Raw genomic sequence first — 26,269 nt, 5'->3', positions numbered from 1 at the left:
GGTTAGGATACGGAGGGGTTTGGGTGGGAGACCTAGTTTGGGCTGAAGGTGTGGTGGGGGTCGCCTTCGATTGGCATTGCGTTCCCAGTCGGGCGGGACTTAATTGTGTGCCTATGAGACTAAAGCAACTTCTACTACTCGGTTTGTGCTGCATGGTTACTGGTATCGCCGCGCCCCTCACGCTGCGCGCGGGGAACCAGATTCCCGAAGACTGCAAGATTGGCGGGTTCTTTATTGGCTGCCAGGCGTATACCTTCAATCGGTTCACGGTGTTTGAAGCGATTGAGAAGACCGCCCAGGCGGGTGGCCGGGTCATCGAGTTCTACCCCGGGCAGAAACTCAGCAAGGAGGAGCCTAATGTGAAGTGGGATCACAATGCGGCGGGCGAGACGATTGAGAAGGTCAAGGCCAAGCTCGCCGCGGCCAAGGTCACGGCGGTCAACTACGGCGTGGTGGGCATGCCCAAAGACGAAGCCGAAGCGCGCAAGATTTTTGAATTCGCCAAAAAACTGGGCCTGTGCGCCATCACAACCGAATCGGTGGACGCAATCGACACCATCGAGAAGCTTGTCAAAGAATATGACATTAAAGTCGCGTTCCACAACCACCCCAAGCAGCCCAACAACCCCAATTACCGCATGTGGGACCCTAATTACGTCCTGTCTCTGGTTAAGGACCGCGACGCGCGCATCGGCGCCTGCGCCGACAGCGGCCATTGGGTTCGCTCGCATCTCAACCCGGTGGATTGCCTGCGCATTCTCAAAGGGCGGATTGTCAGCAGCCACCTGAAAGACTTGAACGAAATGGGGCCCGGCGCCCACGATGTGCCCTTTGGCAGCGGAGTTGCCGACGTGCCCGCGCTGCTCAATGAACTCCAGGCCCAGCGATTCGCCGGTAATATTTCCATTGAGTACGAACACCACTGGGACAATTCCACGCCCGAGGTCGGCCAGTGCATCGGTTTCGTTCGTGGTTACGGCACGGCCCGCAAGTGGTAATTGCAGTTGAGAATGGCACGGATGCTGCGGCCATAGGAAAGTGTGTTCTTTAACAGGCTCGGAGCAGGATTTACCCTGCCCTGCGCGTGATCAGCGACCAAGAACTCGAACCGTAAGTTGAACGCTTAAGAGGAACTTGAAGCTGAGGTTGTGGCCGGCATGCCTTTACTGGAAGTCGAAAGCAGCCCGCTTGTTCCAAATGTTGCAACCAGGTTCCGCAGCAAGGTCCTACACGGCAATGGTGGGGTTTTTTTATCCCTCTGAGTACTTGAGGGCGATCTTCTCGACTGGAACTCCCGTCACACGCCTCATGCCTTTGAAGCCAAAGGCCAGCTCCATGTCCCGCAGCCGCCAGGTCTCGATGAACTTGATCGCCCGATCAATCATCTTGAAATCAAGTGCTTCCACTGGGTCGCTGGTCCATTTGTCAGGACCCTGGAAGTAAAGCCCGGTCAACTTGTTCCGCAAAAGTGTTCTCATGCGAATCTGAAAGTTTTGCGCAGTTCCGCTGCAAATTCCTAAAGCATCGCCAGTGCCAGTGCTGTTTTAGGCCTGTTTTGGGCCAAAAACGGGCCGTTTCAAATGTTCCGACTTGCTGGGCGACATGAATTTCACTCAGCTTGCGTGAAAATAACGCTTCCAGCAACCAAGGGGTCCTGGCGGCGGACGCCAGGGAGGGGGCGGAGTCGGGGAGACCCCGCGAAGTTGACGGAGTTGGAGGGGACTCCGTCGAGACGTCACGTCCGCCAGAACCGATCTAATATCGCTCATTCGTCAAGCTGTTGCAAGTGCTCCGGGCCCGCTGGCTACACGCTGCCCGGTTTGACAGCGGGAATAGCCGCCAGATCGGGGGGCAGCCGGCTGGGGTCGAATGCTTCCACTTCCATGGAAACCAGGCTGAACATCGGGACGCCGAACTTGACCGCGCCGCCGGAACGGTCCACGGCCATGGCAATTCCCACAACCTGCCCGCCATGAGCGCGCACGATGTCCAGGGTCTCCTGAACTCGCCCGCCTTTGGTGATCACATCCTCCACGACCAGGATTTTCTCGCCGGCCGCAATCTTGAAACCGCGCCGCAGCGCCAGCTTGCCCTGTTCCTTCTCCACGAAGATGAAGCGAAGCCCAAGCTGGCGCGCCACTTCCTGGCCCAGCACCAGGCCGCCCATCGCCGGCGAGACGACGGTCGCCGCGCCCAGCGAGCCCGCCTTCCGCGCCAGTTCGCCGCCAAGTCGCTCGACGACAGGCATTTGCTGCAAGGCCAGCGCGCACTGAAAGTACCGCCGGCTGTGGAGTCCGCTGCGCAGGACGAAATGCCCTTCCAGCAGCGCGCCGCTGTCACGGAAGATTTGCAGAACTTCGTTTCCAGTCATGCCCGGATGGTAAAAGGCGCGGTCAGCCTGCAAAGTGCAAAGTGATTTCTTAGCCGTGTTCATTTGGGTTGGTCTGTGGTTGAATTGCGCGCGTGCCGAAATGGTGCAAGACCATCGTTGCGATTCTGTTGTTGCCGGTGTGCGTCGGCGCCGCGTGGGCCTTATGGCTGGTTCTGCGGGCCACTGGTGACGCCGATACCACCTGGGTGCCCTTCCTGGCCGGGGCTGCAAGCTGGGGAACTATCTATGTTCTGCTGCCCAAGCCGATGTGGGTTTATATCCTCGGGCATGAATTCACCCACGTCCTGTGGACCTGGCTGTTCGGCGGCAGAGTCAAAAGGTTCCGGGCCTCAGCCAGCGGCGGCCACGTGGTCGTTACCAGGAGCAATTTCGCCATCGCGCTGGCGCCTTACTTCTTTCCCGTGTATGCGGTCCTGGTCATGCTGGTCTTTCTCGGCGGGCATTGGCTATGGAACTGGCAGCATTACCTCGTTTGGTTTCATCTGCTGCTCGGAGCCGCTTATGCTTTCCACGTCACACTGACCTGGCACATCCTCAAACACAGCCAATCCGACATTAGCGACCAGGGTTACCTGTTCTCCGCGGCCGTAATTTTCCTTGGGAACGTGGTTGTGTTGCTGGTGGGCATTCCGCTGCTGGTGCCAAAGCTGGGCGTGCCGACTGCGTTCCGTTGGTGGTGGGATTGCACCGCGGAGGTGCTCCATCGCCTCACGGGAGTAATCTGAAGCCCCGTTGCGCGCGGGAGCCCGATCTCGCGGCGTTGGGTGAAGGCGAATTCACGGCGAATTCCCACTTGAATTGTAAGCCCGCTTCAGGCGAAATGGGCAAACGGACTGAGTTCGTAGCTATGGAACTAGGCGACATTCTAAGTAAAGAGCAGATCATCACTGATCTGCAGGCCACCACCCGTTGGGAGGCCATTGATGAGCTGATTGATAATCTGGTGGCGACCGCCAAGATCCGCCCCGAGCATCGCGAGGCCATCGTCGCCGTGGTTAAAAAGCGCGAATCCTCCATGAGCACCGGCATCGGGTTTGGCATCGGGATCCCGCACGCGTCCACTGATCTGATCGAGGAGGTGGTTGGCGCACTGGGTCGTTCTGGCAAAGGAGTGAACTTCGACGCCCTCGACAATCAGCCCGTGCGGCTTGTCATGCTCTTCCTCGTGCCGCAAGGCCAGTTCCAGAAGCATCTTCACACGCTGGCCAACATCGCCAAGCTTCTGCACAAAGCAGAGTTTCGTCAGGCCCTCGAGCAAGCCCCCGATGCGGACGCCATGCTCAAAACCATCCGCCACGAGAGCAAGCATTAGCGGGCTTGCCTCTCTCCGGGCTGGCCGGGCATGGCGCGGCCCACGCTTGCGCCATTCCAGCCTGGCACCCCGGTAATTCCCCAACCTTGTAACCTCTCTCGCTGTCCCAACCCGTGTTGCCTTGCAAACTTATCGAGCAGCGCCTCCAGCAGGCGGTCCACACCCTCTTGCCCGACGCCGACCTTGCCACGGTCCTTGTCCGCCCCTGCCCCGACCCGAAGTTTGGCGATTACCAGACCAATGCCCTCATGTCGCTCGCCAAGGCCCGGAGGATGAACCCGCGCCAACTGGCGTCCGATGTTCTCCCCAAGCTCCAGGTCGGCGACATCTGTGAATCCGTGGACGTTGCCGGCGCGGGCTTCCTTAACTTCCGTCTCAAACCCGCCGCACTGGCCCAGCCTCTGGAGGCCGCCGCCCGCGGCGAACCGCTGTTCTTCCAGCCCGCCTCGCAGCCGCGCACCATTGTCGTTGATTTCAGCTCCCCCAACGTCGCCAAGGCGATGCACGTCGGCCACATCCGCTCGACCATTCTGGGCGATGCCCTGGCGCGCACCCTCCGCCTGCTGGGCCACAAGGTGGTTACCGACAATCACCTCGGCGACTGGGGCACTCAATTTGGCATGCTGCTGGCCGGCTGGAAGCGCGGCCTGAACGCCGCCGCGCTAAAAGCCGACCCCATCTCAGAGATGGAGCGCCTCTACAAACAGGCCGCCGCCGAGTGCAAAGACCATCCCGCCGCCCTCGATGAAGCCCGCCGCGAATTGGTCAAATTGCAGCAGGGCGACGAGGAGAACCTCCGCATCTGGCGCGAAATGATCGCCCTGTCCCGCGCTCAGTTCGACGCCATTTACGAGCGCCTCGGCGTGCGATTTGACCACACCCTCGGCGAGAGCTTTTACCATCCGCGCCTCCAGCCCCTGGTGCAGGAGCTACGCGACAAGGGCATCGCCCGCCAGAGCGAGGGCGCGCTGGCTGTCTTCTTTGACGACATCCCCCAGCTGAAGGAGCACCCCGCTTTGATCCAAAAGAGTGATGGGGCCTTCAACTACACCACGACCGACCTCGCCACCCTGGCGTATCGCCTCGAAACCTGGCATCCGGACGAGGTCGTCTATGTCACCGATGCACGGCAGCAGCTTCATTTCCAGCAACTCTTCGCCGCCTTCCGCCGCTGGCATCCTGAAGCCAGGACCAAGCTCGCCCATGTCTGGTTCGGCTCCATCCTGGGCGACGACGGCAAGCCCTTTAAGACGCGATCCGGCGAGACGGTCAAGCTCACCAACCTCCTCGACGAAGCCCAGGAACGGGCATTAACAGCCGTCTCCGCCAAGAACCCCGCACTTCCCGAAGCCGAGCGCCGTGAAATCGCCCGGGTGGTCGGCCTTGGCGCGCTCAAATACGCCGATCTTCTTCCCAACCGCCAGGGGGATTACGTGTTCAGTTGGGACAAACTTCTGGCGCTCAACGGCAACACCGCCCCTTACCTCCAATACGCCTATGCCCGCATCCGCAGCATCTTCCGAAAGGGCAATGTGGAACAAAGCGCCTCGCCTGGCCCCCTGCTTCTCAGCGCGCCCGAGGAGCTCGCTCTTGCCAGGCACATGCTGAATTTCGGCCTCGTCCTCGAAGCCGTCGCCGACGATTACCGGCCCAACTTCCTCTGTAATTACCTTTACGAACTGGCAGGGCACTTCACGGCTTTCTACGAAAACTGTCCTGTGCTCAAGTCTGAAGCCGAACAGCGCACCAGCCGCCTGGTCCTCTGCGATCTGACCGGGCGCGTCTTAAAACAGGGTCTGGAGGTGCTGGGCATTGAGACGCTCGAGCAGATGTGATTGTGAATTAGTGAATAAGGGGCGCGTCCCAGTTTGTTGCAGAGGAACGCCGACATTTCCGTCTCTCCGAGATTCGACCGCAGCAGGCTGCGCAGAACAAAGCGCACCGATCCTTGGTTGTCACCCTTCCCCAACTGTCTCAAAAGTGGACAGTGCGGCGCGCCTGCACGGTGTAGCCCATGCCAGACCACGGTGCGACCCCCGTGTGTATCCCATGGGGAGCGGTCCCCATGGGATACACACCGGGGTATCGCTGGGCTCGGGTCGGTGTCTGACGGGTGTGTCAGGCGCAATCCAGGCTATCGCACTCAGACTGAAGGATAGGCTGGTCCTGCCAAGGAAGGGAAGCAGCGACGATGGTCCGGTCGGCTCAGGGGCCGAGAAGCGGTAGGGTTGGTGGCAGGAATGTTGGCGCCCCTGCGAGAAGATGAGATGCCCCCGTGAATAAGAATTAAATAACTTTTTGCTTGCAATAACTCTGACGGCGGCCCTTAATGAAAAGGTTGATGTTCAAAAACCAACGTATCTAAGCTATGAAGAAAATCCTTTGCTCTTGCTGTGTATTGCTGACAGTGAATGTTGCTGTCCAAGCAACGCCCGTTTTCTCGGACACTTTTAGCTTCCCTGATGGTGCTCTGCTCGGCCAGGGGGGCTGGACGATAACCGGCACTTCAGTCGTAAATCCGATACAGGTTTCCTCAGGTCAGGTGCCATTAACTACGAACGGACAGGATGCTTACTCAGCGCTCCCTGGTGGTATAACAACGCTTGCCGACGGAGAGAACTTTTACATCGGTCTGTCGCTCAACGTTTCAGCCGCCCAGGCCACAGGTGACTATTTCCTGCATTTTACACCGACCGTTGGAAATACCAGCTTGTTCTTTGATCGCCTCTTCGTGAAGTCTTCCGGCTCAGGATATGTCCTTGGCTGGGTGGAAACCTCTGGCACAGGTGGGACTCCCGTCTACGGAACGACCGAGTTGAGCTTTAACGCTCCTTACCGTGTGGTTATGGCATATCACAATGTCGCTGGTGCCCTAAACGATACGGGTGCTTTATATGTGAATCCCTTCAGTGACCTAGCCGTGGAACTCAACAACACTGCATACGTGACCAAGAACTGGACTACCGTCTCACCAGAGAATGAGAACATTGCTGCCCTCAATTTACGTCAAGGAACCGCGGGGAATGCTCCAACGCTGACGCTTGACGACCTCAATGCGAGCAAGACGTTTTCGGAGGTGACCACCTTTACCCCAGTCCCCGAACCGACAAGCCTTTCGCTGATGGGCGGCTTTGCTTTGCTGGCTTCAGCCGTTCTCCGCCGCCGCAAGTAGGCAGCTATTCCAACAACTGCAAAGGCGCAGCGGGAGCTGCGCCTTTTTCGTTATCATCTTTTCGGGCTGCTATCAACCCGCGTTACCTTGCCTCAGCTTAACCGCATCGGCATCACGACGTAGAGGAAGGGGCCGTTGATTTTGACCACGCCCGGGCTGAGCTCGTCAATGAGCTCCAGGAAGATCTCGTCGTTAGGCAAGGCGTTCAGCGGGTCAATGAGGTATTTGGGATTGAACGCAATGGCCATCTCCGGTCCCTTGTAGTTGATCGCCAGGGTCTCCTTGGCCTCGCCCACTTCCGGTGAATTGGCCGTGATTTCCAGCTTGTTCTTCCCGAAACTCAATTTGACCGAGTTGGACTTCTCGCTGGTCATGATCTCGGCCCGCCGCAACGCGTGCAGGAATTCCTCCCGCGCCAGCGACACCCGCTCCTTGGTTGCCGCCGGAATAACCTGCCGGTAGTTGGGGTAATTGCCCTCAATCAGCTTGGAGATAATCAGAATTGCGGCGCCTTTCTCATCTTTCAGGCTGAATGAGGCTTGGTTCTCCGCGTAGCGGATCTCAGCGTCGCCCTTCTCCTGCAGCAGGCGGTTCAGCTCGTTGACGGTCTTGGCCGGGACAATGAACTCGCCTTGGCTTTTTTCCCCGACATCCAGGTCTTCGTCAACCAGGGCGAGGCGCCGCCCATCGGTCGCCACCATGGTCATCTTGTGGTCCTTCAAACTCAGGTAAATGCCGTTCAGGACGTAACGTGATTCGTCATAGGAGATGGCAAAGGAGGTCTTGCGCATCATGGCTTTGAGCGTTTCCTGGGGCAAAACGACCTTTTTGTCCTCCTTGAACTTTGGCAGCGGCGGGAATTCGTCCGCGTTGAGGCCGTTGATCTTGTAGAATGACGGGCCGGACCGGATGGTGCAGATGTTCTTCTCGTCCACCTCCAGGTCAATCTCCATGTTGGTCAATTCGCGCACAATGCCAAAGAGCTTCTTAACCGGAACCGTTGAAGCCCCTGTCTTCTTCACCTTGGCTTCGACGCTGCAAGCGACAGTCACATCCAGATCGGTCGCAGTGAACTCCAGCCGTTCGCCCTCGGCTCGCAACAGCACGTTGGACAGTATCGGGAGCGTGGTGCGCGTGCTCACCACGTTCTGCACGGCCTGCAGCCCGTTAATGATTTGCTCCTTCGAGATCGTTAGATTCATCGCGTGCTTAATATATCTGTTCTTGTACCTGAAATACTATCCGTATTAAAGGCTGTGAATAAGGCAAACAACCCTCGTAGTCAAGGTCACGGCAATGACTTATGCAAGCAGGAAACCTGAAAGCGGCAGCCAAAGCCAGTGAAAAAGAGGCGATTCGTCTGGTTGTTCACATTACTCGCAGGCTGTTCACATTCGTTCCACTGAATGTTGGGCAACTTGTCCACGTGGTTGACAAAATGATTTGCGGCTCCAGCGCTTTCGCCTAAGTTGCCAGCATGTTCAAGCCAGCGGACTTGTTCGACCTCACCCAGACGGCGCATGCGGCCGTCTTCGACGGGTGCGAATATGCCTGGGACGCGCTGAAGCGTATTCAGGCTTACCTGGAGGCGAACCTTTGTCCCGGTTTGCACCATCGCTCGGTTGGGACGGCCCATATTGGCGAGCAGGTGTTCATTGGCGAAGGCACGCTGGTGGAGTCCGGCGCCATGATCAGAGGGCCGGCCGTTATTGGGCGCAACTGCCAAATCCGCCACAACGCTTATATCCGCGAGCAGGTGATCATCGGGGACAACTGTATCGTGGGCAATGCCTGCGAGGTGAAGAACTCCCTCCTGTTCAACGACGTAGTCGCTCCGCATTTCAACTATATCGGCGACTCCATCCTCGGTTACCGGGCTCATTTGGGCGCCGGAGTGGCCATTTCCAACGTCAAACTCGTGTCCGAGAACGTTACCGTGGACATAAATGGCCGCCCTTATGACACCGGCTTGCGCAAGTTCGGCGCGTTGGTGGGCGACCGCACCGACATCGGCTGCAACGCTGTGCTTAATCCCGGCAGCATCATCGGCCGCGGCTCGGTCATCTATCCGAACACCAGTTGGCGCGGCATCCTGCCGGCCAACATGATCGTGAAGAACCAGGCGCCGCAGGAAGTGGTGGTGCGCCGGCCACGGTAGCAGCGGGCGTTCCCCGGGCCCTCCTTCCGAATGATCAGCACCATTGAGCCCCAGCCGGCCGGGTCCGGCATTGACCTCGTCCAGCAGACCGCTGAGATATTCTCGCCCAACGGCATCCTGTCCCGGTCCCGGAACTTCGAGTTTCGCCCGCAGCAGCAGGAAATGGCGGTGGCCGTGGCGCAGGCATTGGAAAAGGGCGAGCACCTGGCGGTCGAGGCCGGCACGGGTGTCGGCAAGAGCCTGGCTTACCTGGTGCCGGCGATCCTGTATGCCGTGGCGCACCGGAAGAAGGCGGTGGTCTGCACACACACTATTAACCTGCAAGAGCAACTCACGGAGAAAGACCTGCCCATGCTCGAGCAGATTCTCCCGGTGAAATTCAGCTTCACGATGCTGAAAGGGCGGGCCAATTACCTCTGCACCCGGCGCCTCCACAAAGCCATCCAGCAGGCCGGCAACCTTTTCACCTCGTCAGAGAGTGAGGAGCTGCGGCGGATTCACGAATGGTCCAGGACCACCACCGACGGCAGCCTCTCGGACTTCGAGGTGGAGCCCGATCCGAAGGTGTGGGACCAGGTCTGTTCCGAGCGCGGCCTGTGCGCGCCCAAGCTCTGCGGGTATCCGTCCGATTTCGGGAAGGAACACGGCATTTGCTTCTTCCAGCGCGCGCGCAACCGCATCCTCTCCTCGGACGTGGTCGTGCTCAACCACACCCTGTTCTTCACGCTGCTCGGGGGCCTGGAGGAGGAAATGGAGGGCGGCATTCTGTTTCGCAATGACTTCGTCATCTTCGACGAGGCGCACCACATGGAGCATGTGGCCTCCCGGCACATCGGGCTGAGTGTGTCCAGCGGCCAGGTCCGTTATGCCTTGCACCGCCTTTGGAATCCCCGCACCGAGAAGGGTCTCCTCGCCACCTTGCGCAAGGGCGCCGCGGTCAAGCTCGTCGCCGACCTCCTCAAGGCGGCCGACGGCTTTTTCGCCCACGTGGAAAGCGCCTGCGACGAGCTGCAGCAGGAGGCCAGGAAGCGCAGCTTCGGCGGCGGGGCGGCGGCGCTCTCGCGCCGGCGGGAGTGGAGCGAGCTGCGGATCCGCCAGCCTGAGCTGGTGCAGGACAGCGTCACCCTCCCCATCCAGCGCGTGCGCGAGGCGGTCAGCGAGCTGATCAAGCTCAGCGAGGACAAGGAGATCGGGGATGAGCTCATGGAATGCAACCGCCGGCTGGCGGAGCTGCGCGAAGCCATAGCGGTGTTTCTCAACCAGAGCGCCCAGGACTCTGTGTATTGGGTCGAGCGCGGCGGGCGGGCGCAAAAGGCGTTGGCGCTGAATGCCGCACCGATTGACGTGGCCGATTACCTGCGCCGCCGCCTTTTTGACAGCGACACGTCCATCATCATGACCAGCGCCACCTTGGCGACTAAAGTAGGGCAGGCGTCCCGCCTGCCTGCACCAGCGGAGACGCCCATCCCGAAGAAGGCAGGCGGGACGCCTGCCCTACTTTTCGCTCCGTTCGACCCTGAAGCCCCGGTCGGAATCTACTCGCGGCACCTTCCACACTGGCGGCAGGAGGGATGCACTTACTTTGTCACCTTCAGGCTGGGCGACTCGATCCCACAGGACAAAGCGCGCCAATGGGAGGCGGAACTCGACGATTGGCATCGCCGCAATCCTGAACCGCATAGCCGGGAGCAGCGGGCCGATTACCACGCGCGCTTCACTGAACGCTTCCACCAGTGGCTCGACGCCGGGCACGGCGCCTGTTGGCTGCGCGACCCGGACCGAGCGGCAGTAGTTGAGCAAGCGCTGCGCTGCTTTGAAGGCGAGCGCTACGTCCTGCGAGGCTACGTCGTCATGCCCAACCATGTGCACGTGCTGGTCCAGCCGGTGCAAGGCCATCTCCTGAAGGATATCCTGCACTCCTGGAAATCATTTACGGCTCACAAGCTGAATGAGGTCCTTGGGCGCAAAGGCAAAGTCTGGCAAGACGAATCCTTCGACTGCATCGTCCGCAATCCGGCCCAACTGGAGAAGTATGCTGTTTACATCCAGCAGAATCCCGCCAAAGCGGGTCTGAGCGCCGGCGAATACCGACTGAGCGTAGGGCAGGCGTCCCGCCTGCCCATCAGAACTTCAAAGTCAGGGCTCGTGAAGGAACAGGAGGCAGGCGGGACGCCTGCCCTACTCTACTTCGCCCATCGCGTCGGCGCCGAAGCCGCCACCCTGCTCCAGGTTGGCACGCCCTTCGATTACGAGCGCCAGATGAAGCTCTACGTGGTCGGCAAGATGCCCGACCCGCGCGCCGACGGCTACCGCGACGCCCTGATCCACTGGATCGAGCATTTCGTCAAGCTCACCCACGGCAAGGCCTTCGTCCTGTTCACCAACTTCAAGCTCATGCAGGAAGTCGCCGAGCTGATGCAGCCGTTCTTCGACCGGGTTGGCATCGCCTGCTTTGTCCAGGGCACGGGCACCCCGCGCTCGGTCATGCTGGAGAGGTTCAAGGATGATGTGGACTCCGTGCTCTTCGGCACGGACAGCTTCTGGCAGGGCGTGGACGTGCCGGGCGAGGCCTTGTCGAATGTCATCATCACCCGCCTGCCCTTCGCGGTGCCGGACCATCCGCTGATCGAAGCGCGGATCGAGGCCATCGAAGCCCGCGGGGGCGATTCCTTCCGCGAGTTCTCGCTGCCGGAGGCCATTCTCAAGTTTCGCCAGGGCGTCGGCCGCCTCATTCGCACCAGGACCGACCAGGGAATCATTGTGGCCCTCGATAACCGCATCCTCACCAAGCAATACGGCCAGGCCTTCGTGGCCGCGCTGCCCAAGTGCCCCGTGGAGGTCGTGTAAGCCTCGGGGCGCGCCTTGACAAGCGGCCGCGCCCGGCGGTTAATGGCCGTGGATAACGAGATTCAACGCTGTGGCTCCGGATAAATACAGTCCACCCAAGTACTTTCAAATCCGCCGCAAGATCGTCGGCGCCATACAACGGGGCGAGCTGGCGCCCGGCGCGCCCGTGGCCTCGGAGAACGAGATCATCGCGCGCTATCGCGTCAGCAACACGACCGCGCGCAAGGTCCTGCACGAGCTGGAGAAGGAAGGCTGGGTTACCCGCGTCAAAGGCAAGGGCACCTTCGTTCGCGATTTCCCGGTGCTGCGCGCCATCAACCGCATATTCGGGTTCACGCGGAACATGATCGAGGCCGGGCGCAAGCCGGCGACCAGGCTTGTTGGCTTCCACCTGCGCGAAGGGAACCATACGCAGACCATCAATGGGCGCCAGTTCACCCTCAAAGGGCCGTTCTGTGAGATCGAGCGCCTCCGGTTGGCGGATGGCATCCCCATGATGCAGGAGACGCGTTACATCTCACTGACCCTCTGCCCCGATATCCAGCGCCGCAACCTGGAGCAGTCGCTCTACGAGGTCTTCGCGAAGCATTACGGCATCCACCTGACGGAGATCAACCAGATGCTCAGCGCCGTGGTGCTGGATGGCGAATGGCTCAAGGTCTTCCGGGTGGAACGGCCCATTCCCGCGTTCCGGGTTGAAGGGGCCTCATTCTGCGCCAAGGACATGATTGTCGAGATGGAGAACGCCGTATATCGGGGCGACATGTACCGCTTCGCCGCCAAGGCTGTGCGGTAACGTCCGCTCTTTCTGATCTGTGCCGGCCCGAGCCCGCTTCGCCCGGCGGCGCAGCGGCACAGCGCGCGCGTACCAGCCGTAGCGGCCGGGAATGATATCCACGCGCCAGCAGCCACCGAACATTTGGCGGAGTTGTCTTTCCAGGCGAAGTTTGAGCGCGCAGCGGCCACGCTCGTCGGCAGGAGGAATAAGTTTCATAGTGATTTGGAGGTCAGGGCGCGCTCATCGAGCGCGGCCCAAGGTAAAGTTAATGGAAGGGCGATGAAGGGGCCCCCAGGCCGTATCAGCTCTGGGGGCCCGATGTTGTTACCGTGAACTCCTCACCCGCCCTGCAGGGCACCCTCCCCCTCGGAGTGAGAGGGATGGGATTGCCACTGGTTCAGACCACGTTTCCCGGTGGACTGATCCTAGGCCGCGGCGGGCACTCGCGCGGAGAACACCAACGGGATACCCTGGTATCCGTCAATGTTGGCATTCACGCTCACGAACACGCGGCTGCCCACGGCGGGCACGCCAAAGCGAGTGGTGTAGGCGCTCGTGATGGCGATGGAGTTGCCCGACGGGCTGCCCAGTGTGCCCAGGAGGCGGTAATTGTCACCGCGCCGGGCGCCGCTCTTGAGCGGGGCGCAGGCGCGCAGCATCGTGCCGTCCGGCGGGGAGCCGGTGGTATGCAGCTGGAGGGTGACAACTCCGGCGGCATTGGTGATCTCCAAACCGTCAATCGGCAGGATCTCCAGCAACGGTTTTGCCGGAGGCGTCGTGACGGGTTGGGCGCCGATGGCCAGGAGAGCGCAGTTCAGCTTGGTGAACAGTTGCAGGCCGGTGAGCGGGCCGCTCTGGCCCAGCGTCGGCTTGCTCTGCATTTGCGCCGCGGTGGCGATCCACGCCTCCTGCTGCGCGTCGGTCAACTGGTCATAGGCAGCGGCCTGGGTGGCCAGGTTCTGCCGGATCACCTGCTGCGCGGAGGTGCGGGGGTTGCGGGGAGTCACCAGCAGTCTCCGGATCAGGCCATAGCGGCCCGGCCAGGTCACAGTGAGGCCCAGTTTTCCCACTTGGGGAACGTCTTTTATCTTCATAATTCTATTCCTTACTACTGTTGTGTTTTGTGAACGGCGCGCGTGGTCCCCCGGCGGCCAGCCGCCGCGGACCAACGTAACTGCGCGCGCCAAAAATCTTCTGCACGGCGCCGCTATGGCCATGACCCGTTTGGTCAAGGGGCGGCATGGCTACTTCCTCGAGCGCTCTTCCAGGCGGGCGACACCCGCTTCAAGGGCGCTGATGCGGACGCCCTGCCGCTCCAGAGCGGCCAGCAGCTCCCGGTGATTAGCGTCGAGCTTCTCCAGCAGGGCCAGGTGGTTGGCGTGCAGTCGTTCGCGGAGGTCGAGCCTCTCGGCGTAGAAGTCGGCCCGGCTCATTGGCTCCGGCTTGGCGGGCCTGGGGCCGAGGAGCTTCCTGGCCAGCAGGAACGCCGAGCCGGCCGCGCCGGCGATGGCCGCCCAGCCCTCGCCGGAGATGCTGCGCGGAACGGAGATTGGGGAATGGAGATTTGTGCTCATAGGGAGGTGAAATGGGATTAGGAGTTCGCGGTGCCGGTGCCGGGCGTTGCGGCAGCCCCATCCCCGGAGCGCGGAGCAGTGGTTCGCGCCGTGCCGGTGGCGGCCACCATGCCCCGCAGGCAGCCGTGACGATGGGCCAGCGCCCAGCCGCCGACGGCCAGGGCGACCACACCCAGGATCAGCGGCTCATTGCCGGCCACCATTGTGGGCAGAACCATGAGCGCCAGGCCGCCCAGCATCAGCGCCGCGCTGGTCGTCACGCTGGCGACGACTGCCTTGAGCGGCGGCCAGACGAGCGACGCCAGGCCCGCCACGAAGAGTGCCGCCCCGACCCAAACAATGCCCTTGAGACTGGCGAGCTTGGCGCCCATTTCCCGGGCGGTGTCTTTCTGCGCGGCGCCCAGTTCCGTGCGGGCGCGGGATTCCTCCCGCTCGACCACCGGCATCGGCGCGCTCAACACCACGGCCTGGACGTTTGTGAGGGCAACGCCCGGCGCGGGCGTCTCCAGGGGCGGCGCCTCCCACCGCGAGCCCGCAGGCACGGTGTAGGACCGCACCTTGACGCTTGCCTGGTCCTGCTTTGTGGACTGAGCCGGGTTTTCGGACTGCACCAGCGTCTGCTCGATAAGGCCCGCGGGTTTCCGGGTCAGGACGGCTTTGCCGCCCTTGAGCGGGCGGCTGGCACAACCGGCGGCCAGGAGCGTCAGGGCGAACCCGGCGCACAGGAATCGTGAGAGGTAACCCATGGCGGCCGGGCGCTCTGCCGGCGAACGCCGAACCTTGGACTCTCGCCGCGCTTCGCGGCTGTCGCCGCGGGCCGGCTTTGGGACTTCCACGGGCGGCGGGATGCTGGGATAGACGGTTTTCCAGAGCCGGAGCCACCCGGCGTTGATCCGTCGTTCCCGCTCCGACGCTTGGACTTTGTCCGCGGCCCGGCGTGTTCGTGCTGGCGATTTTGTTTTCATAATGTCTTACGTTTCCACTCCTTGGGTGGGTAGTGAGGCTACCCATTTGGGTATTTTGGCTGCCCAGATCGCTTCTTCCGCGGAATCACTCCCAGCACCCGCCGCCCGGCGCCGCATACACGCACTGGTATCCGACACTTACGAACTGCCCGACGTGCGCGCCGAACTCTCTTTCCGCCTTGTCTCCTCGCGCCAATCGGCGGCGGACCAGCGCCAGGGCCTTGTTCACATTGCTGCGGGCTCGCTCCCCGGCATCACCAGCCAGGCCGCCGCCACGAAGCGCCTCCTCCAGAGCCGCGATCTCTTTAGCCTTGTGCTCAGCCTCAGTCTGCCTGCCATTATCGGCGTCCTCCTCGCGCTCCGCCCGCAGCCGGCTCAGCTCCCGCAAATACCTCCTCGCCGCCTCCGGGTCCGTCTGCTCCTGAATCGAATCCTTCGCTCGCGCTCCCGCCTTTTCCGGCCGGATCGCGACCTCCAGGTCGAAAGCGGATACAGGCTCGTTCGGATGGTGCAGCAGGTAGTCCAGGTAGCGCGCCCCGAGCGTGTCCTCAATGTAAAACTCCGCATTCCCGGCAAACACCACCCGCCAATGGCTGCCCGCTCTGCGGAAGGCAAAACGCGGGGCCACGCTGGCGTCCTCCGCGCTTCGAATCCCGGCTTTTCCCGCGTAGAGAATCTCCTCAATGGCCGCCATCTTCTCCGCCGGCGCCTGGAGAAGCGCGATCAGCAGCCTGCCTGGAAGACTCTCTCTCATCTCCGGTGGGGAACAACACTATTGGCGCCGCGACCGGCGGCGTGCTGATTAGATTATCGAGGGCAATGACGTGCCGGCCTTTCCGGGAATACTTTCTCCCTGCCAGTGTGCCGTCTGGTGTGAGGGTGCTCGAACAAGCCAGCGTTTCGGATTTGCAGGCTTCCAGTTTTCATTATGCTGGAACCTTACACGAGGGGGTTGGACAAAGGCTGTCCTACCCGTAAAACTGCGGACAGAAACTTATTCACCGACTTATTCACTGCGCTTGCCGCGCCGAAGCCACGCGGCGGCGGGCCAGCATCACCTCCTCCAACGACTTTCCCCTTTCAACTTTCCCCGCCCCATCCCATCATTGCGCGACTTAACGTCATGGGTGGCACAGTCGCGACATTAACCTTTGGCCATAAGGCGTCCTCTGCGGACACCAACCCGCTTCCCACCCCCGCTGCCAATGACTAACGCCAAGCCCACCAGGCCCAACGCCCGCAACGGCGACACCCAGGCCAACATCGGGTACGAGGAGAAACTCTGGAAAGCCGCCGACACCCTCCGCGGCGCCATGGACGCCGCCGAATACAAACACGTCGTTCTCGGCCTCATCTTCCTGAAATACGTCTCCGACTCCTACGAGGAGCGACGCCAATGGCTCCTCCGCGAGACCGCCAACCCGAAGAGCGAATACTTCGTCAAAAAGGAGTCCCAGCGCGGCTACGTCCTTGAGGACCGCGACGAATACACCGGCCAGAACATCTTCTGGGTGCCCCTGAAAGCTCGCTGGCAGGAGAAATCCACAAGTCCGCCAAGAAACCCGAAATTGGCCAGCTCATTGACGACGCCATGGACCTCATCGAGCGGGAAAACCCGGTCCTCAAAGGCGTCCTGCCCAAGAACTACGCCCGGCCCGAAGTGGACAAACGCCGGCTCGGCGAACTCATTCGGGCTCAATGAAGCCGAAATGGCTTTCTACGACGCCCTCGGCACCAACGACAGCGCGGTCGCCGAGCTGGGCGATGCGACCCTCAAAGCCATCGCCCGCGACCTCGTCAAAGGCGTGCGCAAGAGCGTCACCATAGACTGGACCATCAAGGAAGCCGTCCGCGCCAAAATCCGCGCCATGGTGAAGCGCATTCTCCGCAACTACGACTACCCGCCGGACAAGCAGGAACAAGCCACCCAGACCGTCCTGGCCCAGGCCGAACTCCTCTGCGCCGATTGGGCCGGTTGAGTCCCCGCGCCGTCCCCCGCGGCGTTGCCGGGTCGCAACGTCAATCAGTCACACATCAAACCGCGTCTCCCAATACGCCTCTTCCGGCATCCCGCTCGCGCGCGCCTTCATATTCCTGCTTGCTCAACCATTAATGATCAAGGGTGTGTTTGCAAATTCGCCTGGGGGAGGGCGAACGTGCTCGTGAGCCCAAATCTCGTGGGGAGAGGGGAGAAGTCAGGGCTCGCGGGGACGCTTGCCCTCCCGAACGCTCATTTTTCAAACACGCTCTAAAAGTCAGCCGCCTTCATCCCTTCGCCCGGTGTCTGAGCCGCCCCTGGCGTTCGAGGTTAATCGGCGTGGGGCGCGCATTTGGCCTTGCCGGGCGGCGCGGAGGCATTGCTATCGGTGTCGCGGTCGGCGCAGGCGGTGCGTCGGCTGCCGGAACCGTTGTTGCGCAGCCGATGTGCGGGTCGGCGTCGTGAATTGGCGCAAGTAGCTGGACCACAGCAGGTTGTGCCATTGAACCTACGGTGTGGATACGGTGCGGATACGGTGCGGATACGGAGAGGTCCGCGGGTGTTGCCGGGAGCCCGGGGGTGGGCGGGTCAGGCCTTGCGCTTAAAGACGTCGCTGGGGTCGGCCAGATTGAGTTCGGAGAGGTCGAGCCCGCCTTCCGGGTTGCGCTCCTGGGCAAGCTGCAATTGGAGGGCGATGCGTTTCACAGCGGGGGCGGCAAAGTATTTCACGGCGCCAACGCTGACCTGGGCTTTGAAGACCACAAGCAGGAGGCAGTTCTCATCCACGCAGACGACGAACATGCTGAATTTTTCGCCCTGCTGATAGACGCTGTTGAAGTTGGGTTCGTGGACGAGCCCGGCAATGGTTTGCGTGGCCATGTAGGCTCCGGACGCCAGCGCGGCGATGGTGGTGACGTCAAACTGCCTTGCGTCGCCCTGGCTGGCGATCAGGAAGCCGCCTTTGTCGATAATCAGCGCGGTGGTAGCGTCGCTCTTGCCGAGCAGTTCGCGCAGCTCGTCGTCGAGCCGCTCGATGTCTTCCTCGATGAGTTGAGGCAGCGAAGCCATGTCATGCGTACTGCGGAGTTCCCTGGCTGACAAATTTGTGCAGCAACATGCGGGTGATCATGTTGAGCGCCTCGAAGACGCCTTCGCATTTGTGCGCGGTGGCGCTGAAGGAGGGGACCTGGATGTCCCGGTTGTTCAGGAGGAACTCCATGTACTGGATGGGGGCAACGTTGGGGAGGTCGCGCTTATTGTACTGGAGAACGTAGGGGATTTCGGCGAAGTTGAGCCGCAGGGACTTGAGGTTGTCTTCCAGGTTGGCGAAGCTCTCCACGTTTTCGGCCATCTTCTCGTATTGGGAATCGGCGACGAAGATGATGCCGTCCACACCACGCAGCACCAGCTGGCGGGTGGTGTTGTAGATGACCTGGCCGGGGACCGTGTAGAGCTGGAACTTGGTCTTGAAGCCTTTGATGGACATGGCTTCGATCGGCAGGAAGTCGAAGAAGAGGGTGCGGTCGGAGCTGGTCGCCAGGGAGACGAGCTTGCCTTTGTTGCCGGCCGCGGTCTGCACGTGGTCGTGGACCTGGACGAGGTTGGTCGTCTTGCCGCCCATGGCGGGGCCGTAATAGACGATTTTGACCTGCAGTTCTTTGGTTGCTTGATTGATGATGGCCATAAAGTTATTTCGGTTTGTGGTCCAGTTCGGCGGCGAGGGCGGACAATTGCGCGGTGGGCAGCGGTTCGCCGGGGCGGCCGAAAGCGGCAAAGAAGATGGCGTTCACACGGAAGATCTTCCAGGGAACGTTGCCGACCGTGAACCCAACGTTGTTGAGTTCGCCCATGCGCAGTTCCTTGGTGCATTGCGTGATCTTGCCAAAGATTTGGGGCAGGAAGGCTGCCAGGGTATCGCCATTGAGGTCGGGCGACAGCCGGCTGGCCACCATCAGACCGTCGGGCAGGGCAATGAGCACGCCGGTCACTCCATCCAGCACCGCTGCGCGCGAGACGACCTCATTGGGGGTGGCGTACTTGGCGACAAACTTGGTTCCTGGGGTGGGGCCACGCTTCGTTTCGTCCTCTTGGACTCGCGCCCGGTCGGTGGTGTCGTCCCAAACGTAGAAGTTGGTGTCCTGCGGCTTGGGGGGCGACGTGCTGACCCCCAGGCCGGCCGCGGCGAGGTCGGACGCCGGCTGAGGAAATCCGAAGAACACATCGGGAATGTCCTTGTCAATGTCAACCTTCTGCTGAGCTTTGCCGGTCTCCTGCCTCCGGGCCAGGAACAGGGGCGCCACCACTTTCAGCGGCAGTTCCAGCGCGGCGCTGTCATGGGCGGAAAGCGAGGGCAGAGGCGCAGGCTTGATCCAGGAACGCAAGGTTCGCCAGGTGAACACGACGCGGCCCTGTTTGAGCGCGCGCTCGACTATTTCAGTCGGCAGAGCGACGCGCGCATCCACCAGATTCAGTTGAACCAGTTCCTGGCGGACAGCTTCGGGCCAACCTTCGGCCAGCGAGGTCAGGTTGATCAACAGGGGGTTGGGATCGGCCGCGGGCCTGAATGGAATCGGCGCCGGGGCCGCGGGGGCAGGGACAACCACGGGCGTCGGACTGGGGGCCGGTTCCTGCGGGGTGCGCAGGGTAAAGGTCGTCGCGGGAGCCAGGGGCGGTGTGGCGGTCGGGGGCGCGGGCGGGGGAACGAACGTCATTCCCGCGCGGGCCGGCGCCGGGGCCGGCTTCGGCGCCGGAACGGCAACCTGGCGCGGAGGCGGCATGGGACCAGGTGCCGGGACGGAGGGTGGTTTGCTCGGTCCCACCGAGTAGATGAGACTGCGGCTGCCCGGGTCGAAAGGACTGGCGATATCAGCAGGGACTTCAATCTGCTTCTGCGTGCGCCGGCGATTTATGAGTGCGGGATTCAGCCGGGAGAGGATTTCCCCCAGGGGCAGCAGAACGGCCACTCGATCCCGATCATTTTCCGGAGTGAAGAAGTCGGGCGCCGCCTGCCGGATTTCGCCGAAGGAGATATGCACCGCTCCGCGCGAGAGCTGAGCGAGGATCTTCTCCAGCGGGATTGAAATCGTCAGGCCGCCGGCATCCGGTTGCACCAGCCGGCCCTGCAGTTCCTGCGGCAGGCTGGCAAAGATGGGCTGCAAGGGAAGTTCTACTCCGCGGCCGTTTTGATGGTGGCGGTTGTTTGCGGACGGGAACGGCTCCGGCCGCGGCGCCATGACGATCGAGCGCTTGGGCGCAGGGGCAACCGGGGGCTCCTCCACAGGCGGAGCCTGTTCGGGGGCCTCAACCAGCTTCCGGAGAAGATTGCCGAAGGGATTAAAGATGTTGAACTTCATGAAGTGAGTCAGTGCACTTACGTTACGTCCGCCGTTTCAACCCCGGCGCAAAGCGAGATGCCCGACGGATCTCGGTCCGGCAGGAGTTCTGCCAGTGGCCGGGGCGTTACGGACGGCAAGCCGCCCTGGGTGCTCGATGGCGCACGATTCATGTCTCTGATTCCGGTTGAACTGCTTCTGGAGGCGATTTGCGCAGTTTCTATGCCACCACCACCGCGAAAGTGGGCGCGGCGTTCCCATCCTTGGACTTCGATAGCATTCAACAGGTCGCAGGGCGCGAAAGCGGTCGAAACTGGTGCTGGGATTGTCTCATCAATGGACTAGTTGTCCTATTAATGCCGGTTATTGGGTATTGGGCGAGTGTTCCGCCCGCCCGCCCCGTTTCCTTGTCTCCCTTGGCAACCGGGGCCCCGGCGCACAGAGAACCAAGGAAACTTCAGGTTTCGCGCCAATGGGGAATAGGCCTTGCTGTTGTCCGGGGTGGATATTGTTGGCTTTTCAAGCTTGAGTTTACAACGGCACGGAAGTAGCGATTGACGCAGGAAGCGATGGCTAGGCGCCCTAAGATCTTATTGACGGACGATAACCCGGACCTGCTGGACTTGTACCGGGACCTCCTGGCACAGTTGGCCAGCCGGCCTGAGATCCAGAGCGCGTCCTCCGGAGCGCACGCCCTGGCGAAGTTGGAAGCGGAACCGTTCGATTTGCTGATTTGCGATCTGAGAATGCCGAAGATGGACGGCCTGCAGGTCCTGGCAATCGTGCGCCGCAAGTATCCGCAAATGCGCACCGTGGCGCTCACGGCGGAACTGGACGAGCAGTTACGCTCCCGCGCCTACGCCCTGGGCGCGGACCTTTTCTGGTACAAGCCCTCTACTGAGCAGGAAACCAGAATGTTCGCGACGTGCATCGAGTCTTTGCTCGGCCGCGAGGACGAGGCCGGCTTTCGTGGGGTGCAAAGCAAGAGCCTCATGGACATCATTCAGTTGGAGTGCATTTCGCAGAGCTCGTCCGTGCTGCGGATCACCAATGGCACACAGACCGGCATGATCTGGATCCAGAGCGGCGAGCTGCTCGACGCCGAAGCGGCCGACCTGCGCGGGGAAGAAGCGTTCCAGAGAATCCTGTCCTGGAAAGCGGGCAACTTCGAGATATTGCCCGCTGAACCAAACCGCCCCCGCACGGTTTTCAAGCCTTACAACGCCCTGCTGCTGGAAACAGCGCAGGTCCTGGACGAATCGCGCGGCGGGGTGACGCCGGCGGACGCGCCCGAGACCGCTGTGTCCCCACTGGCGCAACTGTCACAAATCGAAGGTCTTGAATTCGTGCTGACGATGAGGCCCGGTCACGGCGGCCACGAACTCGCGCGGGGACTCGAGAACCCGGAGCGCATGGCGGCGTGGGCACGGCAGAGCCTGGAGCGCTTCCGCTCACTCGGGGATCGGTTGGGTGCAGGCCCGCTGGACCAGGTCGAGGGATTCGGTCCGCAGCGTCATGTCACCCTGGCTTGCCAGGAAGAAACCGAGTTTTGTGTCGGCTGGAGACCTTCCCTGGCTTCAGGCCAGGTGCGGGAGTTGATGAAGAAAGTCCTGGCGATATGGGTCTGCTGAGTCTCTTCACCAAACCCGCGCCCAGCGTGCTGCGCCTGCCCTCCGGCAGCTTTACGGTGGACCGCTTAGGCTGCGTGCTGACGAGCACGCTGCCGTCGAGCTTTCCGGCCAGCGCACTGAAAGATATCGCCCGGAAAGTCCAGGCGGCGTTCGGCGAGGCAGCCGCGGCACAACTTCCTCTCGCCGAATTGGTTATCACCTATCCCAGCCTCAAGATTGCCGCTCGCGAGCTGCGGGGCGGCTTAATTGTTTACCTCACCCCCAAGACACCTTCCTCGCCCCAAAGTTAATCTCACCATCGTATGAGCAATCAAAGACTGGATCAGCTGGTGGACCAAGTGGAGAACTACATCGAGTGTTGGAAACAGTTCAACAACTTCGTGAACCTGGCGCGCGGCAAGAAATTCAGCCCGGAGGAAGACAGCCAGTTTCTGGAGACCAAGAGTGTCCTGGTGCAGGAACTGGAGTTGATCCTGGCGGCCGTGGAAGTCCCCTCCCCAACCCGGGAGGAGATCCACGCCCTGATTGCCGAGGCGCCATCGCTGCGCTACCTCAGCGATATCAACGAAGGCGCGCTGCGCAATCTGGAGAGTCAGTGGCACCGGATCTACATCAGCTGGCACGCCATTCTCGGCCTGCTCAAGGCCCGTCAGCGCGGGGAATCATCCAAGTCTGCCCTCGGCAACGTGTTCGGCAAGAAGAAGAAGTAGCGCCCGCCTGCTTTTGGGCTTGTCTTAGGCTGCGGTTTGTCGTCTAACCCCACGATGCCAGACTGGATTGCGGTCATTCTGTTGGGAATTGTGGAAGGGATTACGGAATTCCTGCCGGTGTCATCCACCGGCCACCTGCTGATCGCCGAGCACTGGCTGCATATCCGACAAAGCGACCTCTTCAATGTCGTCATCCAGTCCGGCGCGGTGCTGGCGGTGATCCCCCTGTTTCATAAACGCTTTCACCAGTTCCTGTTCCGCTGGCGCGAGCGGGCCACGCGAGACTATGCCCTGAAGCTCGCACTGGCCTGTTTGTTAACGGGCGGTCCTGGCTACTTGCTGGAGAAGATGGGGTTCACGCTACCGGAAGAACTTCGGCCGGTGGCCTGGGCTTTGCTGGTCGGCGGCGTTGGTTTCGTCCTCATCGAGGTTTGGTTGCGCCGCAAGACCCTCCAGGACGAGGTGACTTGGGCTGTCGCTGTTGCGGTCGGATTCGGCCAGGTTGTAGCAGCCGTCTTCCCTGGGGCGTCGCGCTCAGGCACGACCATTCTGCTGTGCCTGTTGCTCGGCCTGGCGCGGCCCGCGGCGACAGAATTCTGTTTTATCGTGGGAATCCCAACCATGCTGGCGGCGGGCGGCCTGAAGATATTCAAGGCGTTGCACCACCCGCCGCCCGGCGCGGCTCCGGAACATTGGGGACTGTTGCTGCTCGGATTTCTCGTCTCGGCCGTCGTCTCTTTCATCGCGGTGAAATGGCTGCTGCGTTATGTGCAGACACACACCTTCACCGCGTTCGGTTGGTACCGGATTGGCCTATCCCTCCTGATCGCAATTGGAGTGTATTGCGATTGGAGCTGACCCCTTGAAAACCGGGCGCTGATGGCTATGGCGCCGGGATGAAGATCTTCTGTCCCACCCGCATGCGCTCTGGCTTCAACCCCGGGTTAGCATTTACTATCTGGTTCACCGTGACCTTGATGTTCTTCTCCTTGTAAGCCTGCACAATGGCGTCCAGGGTATCCCCGGGCTTAATAATGTATTCGAAACCCCCGTCGGATGTCGCTGGTACTGGGGAGGTGGCCGTGCTGTCTTTGGGCGACTTGATGCTTGTGCTCTTTCTGGGGGTGCTTATCGGTGCCTCCAACACTCTGCGGAGCCTCAGAAGTTCGGCGTGTGTCCTCTCGGCGTCCTCCATCCGCTTGCGGTCCACTTCTCTGACCTTCTCGGCCAGGCTGTTCAAGTCCTCTGGCCGGGCGTAGGTGGTGCTGGGTTTGGCGGACTGCTCGCGCAGGCTATTTAATTCCCTGGCCAGATCGGTGATTTGCTTCCTCGCGACCTCCTGCGCGGCGATCAGGTCTTCCACTTTCCCACTGAGCTTGTTCAAACGTTCTTCCGTCGCCGCATCCTGGGCGCGCAGAGTGGGCGAGGCGCACAACGCCAGTGTCACCAACAGTAAGCAAATCCGTTTCATGCGCCGAAAATAGGAAGCGGTTCGGCCAAGTTCAAGGGGCAAAGTGAGCCAGCACAGAAGGTGGACGCCCGGCTTGCCGCGGGCGGACGTTCCATAGCCAGCTATGCCCCAACCCATCGGCTCAAGACGGATCAGGTTAACGCCCGAGTGTAGAGGCGGTAGGTCTTGTAAACTCGGCCGCCAATGGCCTCCAGCACGCGGCACATCAGCACGTTGTCCTCCAGAATCCAGGAAGCCTCTGATTCGCGAACGCCGGCCGCGATGCCTGTTTTGAGTCCTTCGATTAACAGGGCCGATTCGAGCCCTTTGGAGCGATACTTCTCCTTCATGCCCAAAGTGATCACCCGGGTCCGGGGCGGGCACTTCCAGCCAAACAGATAGGGAAGGAACCCGAACACCTTCGGTGTCAGGAGGCGTCCACGCAGAGGCTGGATCGCCACATTGTAATCCGGCATGGCTAACAGGAATCCAACCGGCTCCGGGCCTGCCTCGGCAAGCCAGACCAAGCCTTCCATCAGCAGCGGCTTCAAGCGGGCGGCTATGAAATCCACCTCTGCGTCCGTCATCGGCACGAAGCCCCAGTTATCCTCCCAGGCGGCGTTATATACCTCCTTTACCTTCGCGAGGTCCGCCTGCAACGTCTTGCGACGGACTGGCCGAAAGACGAGGTTCGGATTGCGTTGTTTGATCTTAGCGGCAATGCGGCTAAGGCGATCCATCGGGATCTTTGCCAAGTCCATGTGAAACGCCAGCAAATCCTTGGCTTTGGAGAAGCCCGCGGCCTCCACCAACGGCACATAGTAGCGCGGATTGTAGGTCATCATGATGACCGGCGGCGAATCAAACCCCTTGATTAACAAGCCGCACTCTTCGTTGGAGGTGGGATTCATCGGCCCCAGCAGGCGCGGCAACCCCGCTTGATGGGCCCATCCGGCAACCGTTTCAAATAGCCTGCGGCTGACCGCTGCATCGTCTGCCGATTCAAAGAACCCAAAGAACGCAGCCGGGTCTTTCGTCGCCCGGGTGTAGTTGTGATCAATGATGCCGGCAATGCGCCCCACATCCTGTCCACCCCGAGTGGCCACCCAAAGCTGCATCACGGCATGCGCGAACAAAGGGTTGGCGTCACTGAACACTTGCTTGAGATCGGCCAGCAGCGGGGCAACCCAATTGGGATCATCTTGGTAAATGCCATAGCTAACCATCAGGAAGCGTCGCACGTCCCGCGGATTCCGGGAGAGCGGCACAATCTGAATCTCATTGCTCATGCGCGACAGCGTAGCTGAACCGACAAGCCGATGCCAGCCGGCGTGGAACGTGACGCAATCCGGTGCCTGGATCAAACCAACAGCCTTCCCTTTCCGAGTTGAAAATGCCCGTGAATCGTGTTCTCTGCCCTCATGAAATTGTTGTTGCGCCTCTCTTTCATTTGGCCTGTGCTCACCGCTGGATTTTTCTACACTCCCGCCATGCTTGCCGGCAAGATTTCGGCTCCCGGCGCCCTGCTAGTCTATATCGGCACCTACACCGGCGCCCAGAGCAAAGGTATTTACGTGGCGGGCTTCAATCCCGCCACCGGCCAACTCGCCGCCCCGGTGTTGGCGGCGGAAACGCCCAACCCCAGTTTCCTGGCGCTGCATCCCAGCCGGCGCTTTCTCTATGCGGTGGGTGAAACGAGTGCCCCGGGAGGCAAGCGCGGGGGCACGGTCCGCGCCTACAGCATTGACCGGCCAGGCGGCCAACTCAACTTACTGAATCAGCAACCCTCGGGTGGAGCGGGCCCTTGTCATCTGGCTGTGGACCAATCCGGCCAATGTCTCCTTGTCGCCAATTACGGCAGCGGCAGCATCGCTGCCCTGCCGATCCGGAAAACGGGGCTGTTGGCCGAGCCCCAAACGGTCATTCAACACCAAGGGTCGAGCGTGAACCCCCAGCGCCAGGCCGGGCCT

At 61.2% G+C, this 26,269-nt stretch carries 25 protein-coding genes and 1 pseudogene; 14 read left to right on the top strand and 12 right to left on the bottom strand.

The genetic code is table 11. The features are described 5' to 3' along the window. Positions 1–113: 113 nt before the first annotated feature. Positions 114–998, top strand: coding sequence for a TIM barrel protein (locus P5205_10220; GenBank protein HSA10730.1), 885 nt, complete (start codon positions 114–116; stop codon positions 996–998). Between the two features lie 252 nt (positions 999–1,250). Here the strand turns inward: P5205_10220 and P5205_10215 are convergent, their stop codons facing one another. Both P5205_10215 and pyrE read right to left on the bottom strand, forming a co-directional pair. Continuing rightward, a complete protein-coding gene (locus P5205_10215; GenBank protein HSA10729.1) occupies positions 1,251–1,478 on the bottom strand; it encodes a hypothetical protein in 228 nt (75 codons plus the stop codon). Between the two features lie 326 nt (positions 1,479–1,804). Further along, the gene (gene pyrE / locus P5205_10210; protein ID HSA10728.1) at positions 1,805–2,371 is read right to left on the bottom strand and encodes an orotate phosphoribosyltransferase; all 567 of its coding nucleotides are present in this window, start codon (positions 2,369–2,371) and stop codon (positions 1,805–1,807) included. A 92-nt stretch (positions 2,372–2,463) separates the two neighbouring features. On the opposite strand from pyrE, the gene P5205_10205 reads away from it, so the two are divergent. From P5205_10205 to P5205_10190, 4 genes are all read left to right on the top strand, one after another. After that, positions 2,464–3,117 carry a hypothetical protein gene (locus P5205_10205; protein HSA10727.1) on the top strand — a complete coding sequence of 218 codons (654 nt, stop codon included), beginning with the start codon at positions 2,464–2,466 and terminating at the stop codon, positions 3,115–3,117. A gap of 122 nt (positions 3,118–3,239) precedes the next feature. Then, a complete protein-coding gene (locus tag P5205_10200) occupies positions 3,240–3,704 on the top strand; it encodes a PTS sugar transporter subunit IIA (protein ID HSA10726.1) in 465 nt (154 codons plus the stop codon). Positions 3,705–3,817: 113 nt separating this feature from the next. Continuing rightward, positions 3,818–5,539 carry an arginine--tRNA ligase gene (argS, locus tag P5205_10195; protein ID HSA10725.1) on the top strand — a complete coding sequence of 574 codons (1,722 nt, stop codon included), beginning with the start codon at positions 3,818–3,820 and terminating at the stop codon, positions 5,537–5,539. 533 nt (positions 5,540–6,072) lie between these two features. Beyond that, the gene (locus P5205_10190; GenBank protein ID HSA10724.1) at positions 6,073–6,876 is read left to right on the top strand and encodes a PEP-CTERM sorting domain-containing protein; all 804 of its coding nucleotides are present in this window, start codon (positions 6,073–6,075) and stop codon (positions 6,874–6,876) included. A 92-nt stretch (positions 6,877–6,968) separates the two neighbouring features. Here the strand turns inward: P5205_10190 and dnaN are convergent, their stop codons facing one another. Further along, positions 6,969–8,078 carry a DNA polymerase III subunit beta gene (gene dnaN, locus P5205_10185; protein HSA10723.1) on the bottom strand — a complete coding sequence of 370 codons (1,110 nt, stop codon included), beginning with the start codon at positions 8,076–8,078 and terminating at the stop codon, positions 6,969–6,971. 275 nt (positions 8,079–8,353) lie between these two features. On the opposite strand from dnaN, the gene P5205_10180 reads away from it, so the two are divergent. From P5205_10180 to P5205_10170, 3 genes are all read left to right on the top strand, one after another. After that, the gene (locus P5205_10180; GenBank protein HSA10722.1) at positions 8,354–9,034 is read left to right on the top strand and encodes a DapH/DapD/GlmU-related protein; all 681 of its coding nucleotides are present in this window, start codon (positions 8,354–8,356) and stop codon (positions 9,032–9,034) included. A gap of 30 nt (positions 9,035–9,064) precedes the next feature. Beyond that, complete coding sequence (locus tag P5205_10175; protein HSA10721.1) at positions 9,065–11,881, top strand: ATP-dependent DNA helicase; 2,817 nt, start codon at positions 9,065–9,067, stop codon at positions 11,879–11,881. A 70-nt stretch (positions 11,882–11,951) separates the two neighbouring features. After that, positions 11,952–12,677, top strand: coding sequence for a GntR family transcriptional regulator (locus P5205_10170; protein ID HSA10720.1), 726 nt, complete (start codon positions 11,952–11,954; stop codon positions 12,675–12,677). A gap of 407 nt (positions 12,678–13,084) precedes the next feature. Here the strand turns inward: P5205_10170 and P5205_10165 are convergent, their stop codons facing one another. The 4 genes from P5205_10165 to P5205_10150 all read right to left on the bottom strand — a co-directional run bounded on the left by P5205_10165 (position 13,085) and on the right by P5205_10150 (position 15,952). Continuing rightward, positions 13,085–13,753 carry a hypothetical protein gene (locus P5205_10165; GenBank protein HSA10719.1) on the bottom strand — a complete coding sequence of 223 codons (669 nt, stop codon included), beginning with the start codon at positions 13,751–13,753 and terminating at the stop codon, positions 13,085–13,087. A gap of 150 nt (positions 13,754–13,903) precedes the next feature. Continuing rightward, positions 13,904–14,233, bottom strand: coding sequence for a hypothetical protein (locus tag P5205_10160; GenBank protein ID HSA10718.1), 330 nt, complete (start codon positions 14,231–14,233; stop codon positions 13,904–13,906). Between the two features lie 17 nt (positions 14,234–14,250). Then, on the bottom strand, positions 14,251–15,198 hold the full coding sequence (locus P5205_10155) for a DUF308 domain-containing protein (GenBank protein ID HSA10717.1): 948 nt from the start codon (positions 15,196–15,198) through the stop codon (positions 14,251–14,253). Positions 15,199–15,283: 85 nt separating this feature from the next. Beyond that, a complete protein-coding gene (locus P5205_10150; GenBank protein HSA10716.1) occupies positions 15,284–15,952 on the bottom strand; it encodes a hypothetical protein in 669 nt (222 codons plus the stop codon). A 559-nt stretch (positions 15,953–16,511) separates the two neighbouring features. On the opposite strand from P5205_10150, the pseudogene P5205_10145 reads away from it, so the two are divergent. After that, a pseudogene (locus P5205_10145) lies at positions 16,512–17,177 on the top strand (DUF3387 domain-containing protein). A 587-nt stretch (positions 17,178–17,764) separates the two neighbouring features. Here the strand turns inward: P5205_10145 and P5205_10140 are convergent. The 3 genes from P5205_10140 to P5205_10130 are packed head-to-tail and all read right to left on the bottom strand — an operon-like array spanning position 17,765 to position 20,529. Further along, on the bottom strand, positions 17,765–18,244 hold the full coding sequence (locus P5205_10140; protein ID HSA10715.1) for a roadblock/LC7 domain-containing protein: 480 nt from the start codon (positions 18,242–18,244) through the stop codon (positions 17,765–17,767). Between the two features lies 1 nt (position 18,245). Further along, positions 18,246–18,860 (bottom strand): ADP-ribosylation factor-like protein, encoded by a 615-nt coding sequence (locus P5205_10135; protein HSA10714.1) that lies wholly within the window; start codon positions 18,858–18,860, stop codon positions 18,246–18,248. A 4-nt stretch (positions 18,861–18,864) separates the two neighbouring features. Next, positions 18,865–20,529, bottom strand: a complete 1,665-nt coding sequence (locus P5205_10130; GenBank protein HSA10713.1) for a roadblock/LC7 domain-containing protein — start codon at positions 20,527–20,529, stop codon at positions 18,865–18,867. 548 nt (positions 20,530–21,077) lie between these two features. On the opposite strand from P5205_10130, the gene P5205_10125 reads away from it, so the two are divergent. The 4 genes from P5205_10125 to P5205_10110 are packed head-to-tail and all read left to right on the top strand — an operon-like array spanning position 21,078 to position 23,707. Next, positions 21,078–22,139, top strand: coding sequence for a response regulator (locus P5205_10125; protein HSA10712.1), 1,062 nt, complete (start codon positions 21,078–21,080; stop codon positions 22,137–22,139). After that, entirely contained in the window at positions 22,127–22,429 is a 303-nt protein-coding gene (locus P5205_10120) for a hypothetical protein (protein ID HSA10711.1), read from the top strand. The genes P5205_10125 and P5205_10120 overlap by 13 nt, the downstream gene beginning before the upstream one ends. Positions 22,430–22,441: 12 nt before the next feature. Next, positions 22,442–22,849, top strand: a complete 408-nt coding sequence (locus P5205_10115) for a hypothetical protein (GenBank protein HSA10710.1) — start codon at positions 22,442–22,444, stop codon at positions 22,847–22,849. 54 nt (positions 22,850–22,903) lie between these two features. Next, positions 22,904–23,707 (top strand): undecaprenyl-diphosphate phosphatase, encoded by an 804-nt coding sequence (locus tag P5205_10110; protein HSA10709.1) that lies wholly within the window; start codon positions 22,904–22,906, stop codon positions 23,705–23,707. Positions 23,708–23,732: 25 nt separating this feature from the next. Here the strand turns inward: P5205_10110 and P5205_10105 are convergent, their stop codons facing one another. Beyond that, on the bottom strand, positions 23,733–24,320 hold the full coding sequence (locus tag P5205_10105) for a LysM peptidoglycan-binding domain-containing protein (GenBank protein ID HSA10708.1): 588 nt from the start codon (positions 24,318–24,320) through the stop codon (positions 23,733–23,735). A gap of 131 nt (positions 24,321–24,451) precedes the next feature. Beyond that, entirely contained in the window at positions 24,452–25,588 is a 1,137-nt protein-coding gene (locus P5205_10100; protein ID HSA10707.1) for an N-acetyltransferase, read from the bottom strand. Between the two features lie 132 nt (positions 25,589–25,720). Here P5205_10100 and P5205_10095 point away from each other — a divergent pair. After that, a partial coding sequence (locus P5205_10095; GenBank protein ID HSA10706.1) for a beta-propeller fold lactonase family protein occupies positions 25,721–26,269 on the top strand: 549 nt, incomplete at its 3' end.

It is taken from the genome of Candidatus Paceibacterota bacterium, from assembly GCA_035452965.1.
GTDB lineage: Bacteria > Verrucomicrobiota > Verrucomicrobiia > Limisphaerales > UBA8199 > UBA8199.
The sequence above is the reverse complement of the archived record's forward strand: the minus strand, read 5'-3'. Positions and strand labels throughout refer to the sequence as shown.

Excerpts from the sequence above, each read along its gene's own strand:
- P5205_10100 (HSA10707.1), bottom strand. The coding sequence starts at position 25,588 with ATGAGCAATGAGATTCAGATTGTGCCGCTCTCCCGGAATCCGCGGGAC.
- P5205_10215 (HSA10729.1), bottom strand. The coding sequence starts at position 1,478 with ATGAGAACACTTTTGCGGAACAAGTTGACCGGGCTTTACTTCCAGGGT.
- P5205_10125 (HSA10712.1), top strand. The coding sequence starts at position 21,078 with ATGGCTAGGCGCCCTAAGATCTTATTGACGGACGATAACCCGGACCTG.
- dnaN (HSA10723.1), bottom strand. The coding sequence starts at position 8,078 with ATGAATCTAACGATCTCGAAGGAGCAAATCATTAACGGGCTGCAGGCC.
- P5205_10105 (HSA10708.1), bottom strand. The coding sequence starts at position 24,320 with ATGAAACGGATTTGCTTACTGTTGGTGACACTGGCGTTGTGCGCCTCG.
- P5205_10120 (HSA10711.1), top strand. The coding sequence starts at position 22,127 with ATGGGTCTGCTGAGTCTCTTCACCAAACCCGCGCCCAGCGTGCTGCGC.
- P5205_10140 (HSA10715.1), bottom strand. The coding sequence starts at position 18,244 with ATGGCTTCGCTGCCTCAACTCATCGAGGAAGACATCGAGCGGCTCGAC.
- P5205_10175 (HSA10721.1), top strand. The coding sequence starts at position 9,065 with ATGATCAGCACCATTGAGCCCCAGCCGGCCGGGTCCGGCATTGACCTC.
- P5205_10190 (HSA10724.1), top strand. The coding sequence starts at position 6,073 with ATGAAGAAAATCCTTTGCTCTTGCTGTGTATTGCTGACAGTGAATGTT.
- P5205_10180 (HSA10722.1), top strand. The coding sequence starts at position 8,354 with ATGTTCAAGCCAGCGGACTTGTTCGACCTCACCCAGACGGCGCATGCG.
- P5205_10150 (HSA10716.1), bottom strand. The coding sequence starts at position 15,952 with ATGAGAGAGAGTCTTCCAGGCAGGCTGCTGATCGCGCTTCTCCAGGCG.
- P5205_10155 (HSA10717.1), bottom strand. The coding sequence starts at position 15,198 with ATGAAAACAAAATCGCCAGCACGAACACGCCGGGCCGCGGACAAAGTC.
- P5205_10200 (HSA10726.1), top strand. The coding sequence starts at position 3,240 with ATGGAACTAGGCGACATTCTAAGTAAAGAGCAGATCATCACTGATCTG.
- P5205_10220 (HSA10730.1), top strand. The coding sequence starts at position 114 with ATGAGACTAAAGCAACTTCTACTACTCGGTTTGTGCTGCATGGTTACT.
- P5205_10160 (HSA10718.1), bottom strand. The coding sequence starts at position 14,233 with ATGAGCACAAATCTCCATTCCCCAATCTCCGTTCCGCGCAGCATCTCC.
- P5205_10110 (HSA10709.1), top strand. The coding sequence starts at position 22,904 with ATGCCAGACTGGATTGCGGTCATTCTGTTGGGAATTGTGGAAGGGATT.
- P5205_10130 (HSA10713.1), bottom strand. The coding sequence starts at position 20,529 with ATGAAGTTCAACATCTTTAATCCCTTCGGCAATCTTCTCCGGAAGCTG.
- pyrE (HSA10728.1), bottom strand. The coding sequence starts at position 2,371 with ATGACTGGAAACGAAGTTCTGCAAATCTTCCGTGACAGCGGCGCGCTG.
- P5205_10115 (HSA10710.1), top strand. The coding sequence starts at position 22,442 with ATGAGCAATCAAAGACTGGATCAGCTGGTGGACCAAGTGGAGAACTAC.
- P5205_10135 (HSA10714.1), bottom strand. The coding sequence starts at position 18,860 with ATGGCCATCATCAATCAAGCAACCAAAGAACTGCAGGTCAAAATCGTC.
- P5205_10165 (HSA10719.1), bottom strand. The coding sequence starts at position 13,753 with ATGAAGATAAAAGACGTTCCCCAAGTGGGAAAACTGGGCCTCACTGTG.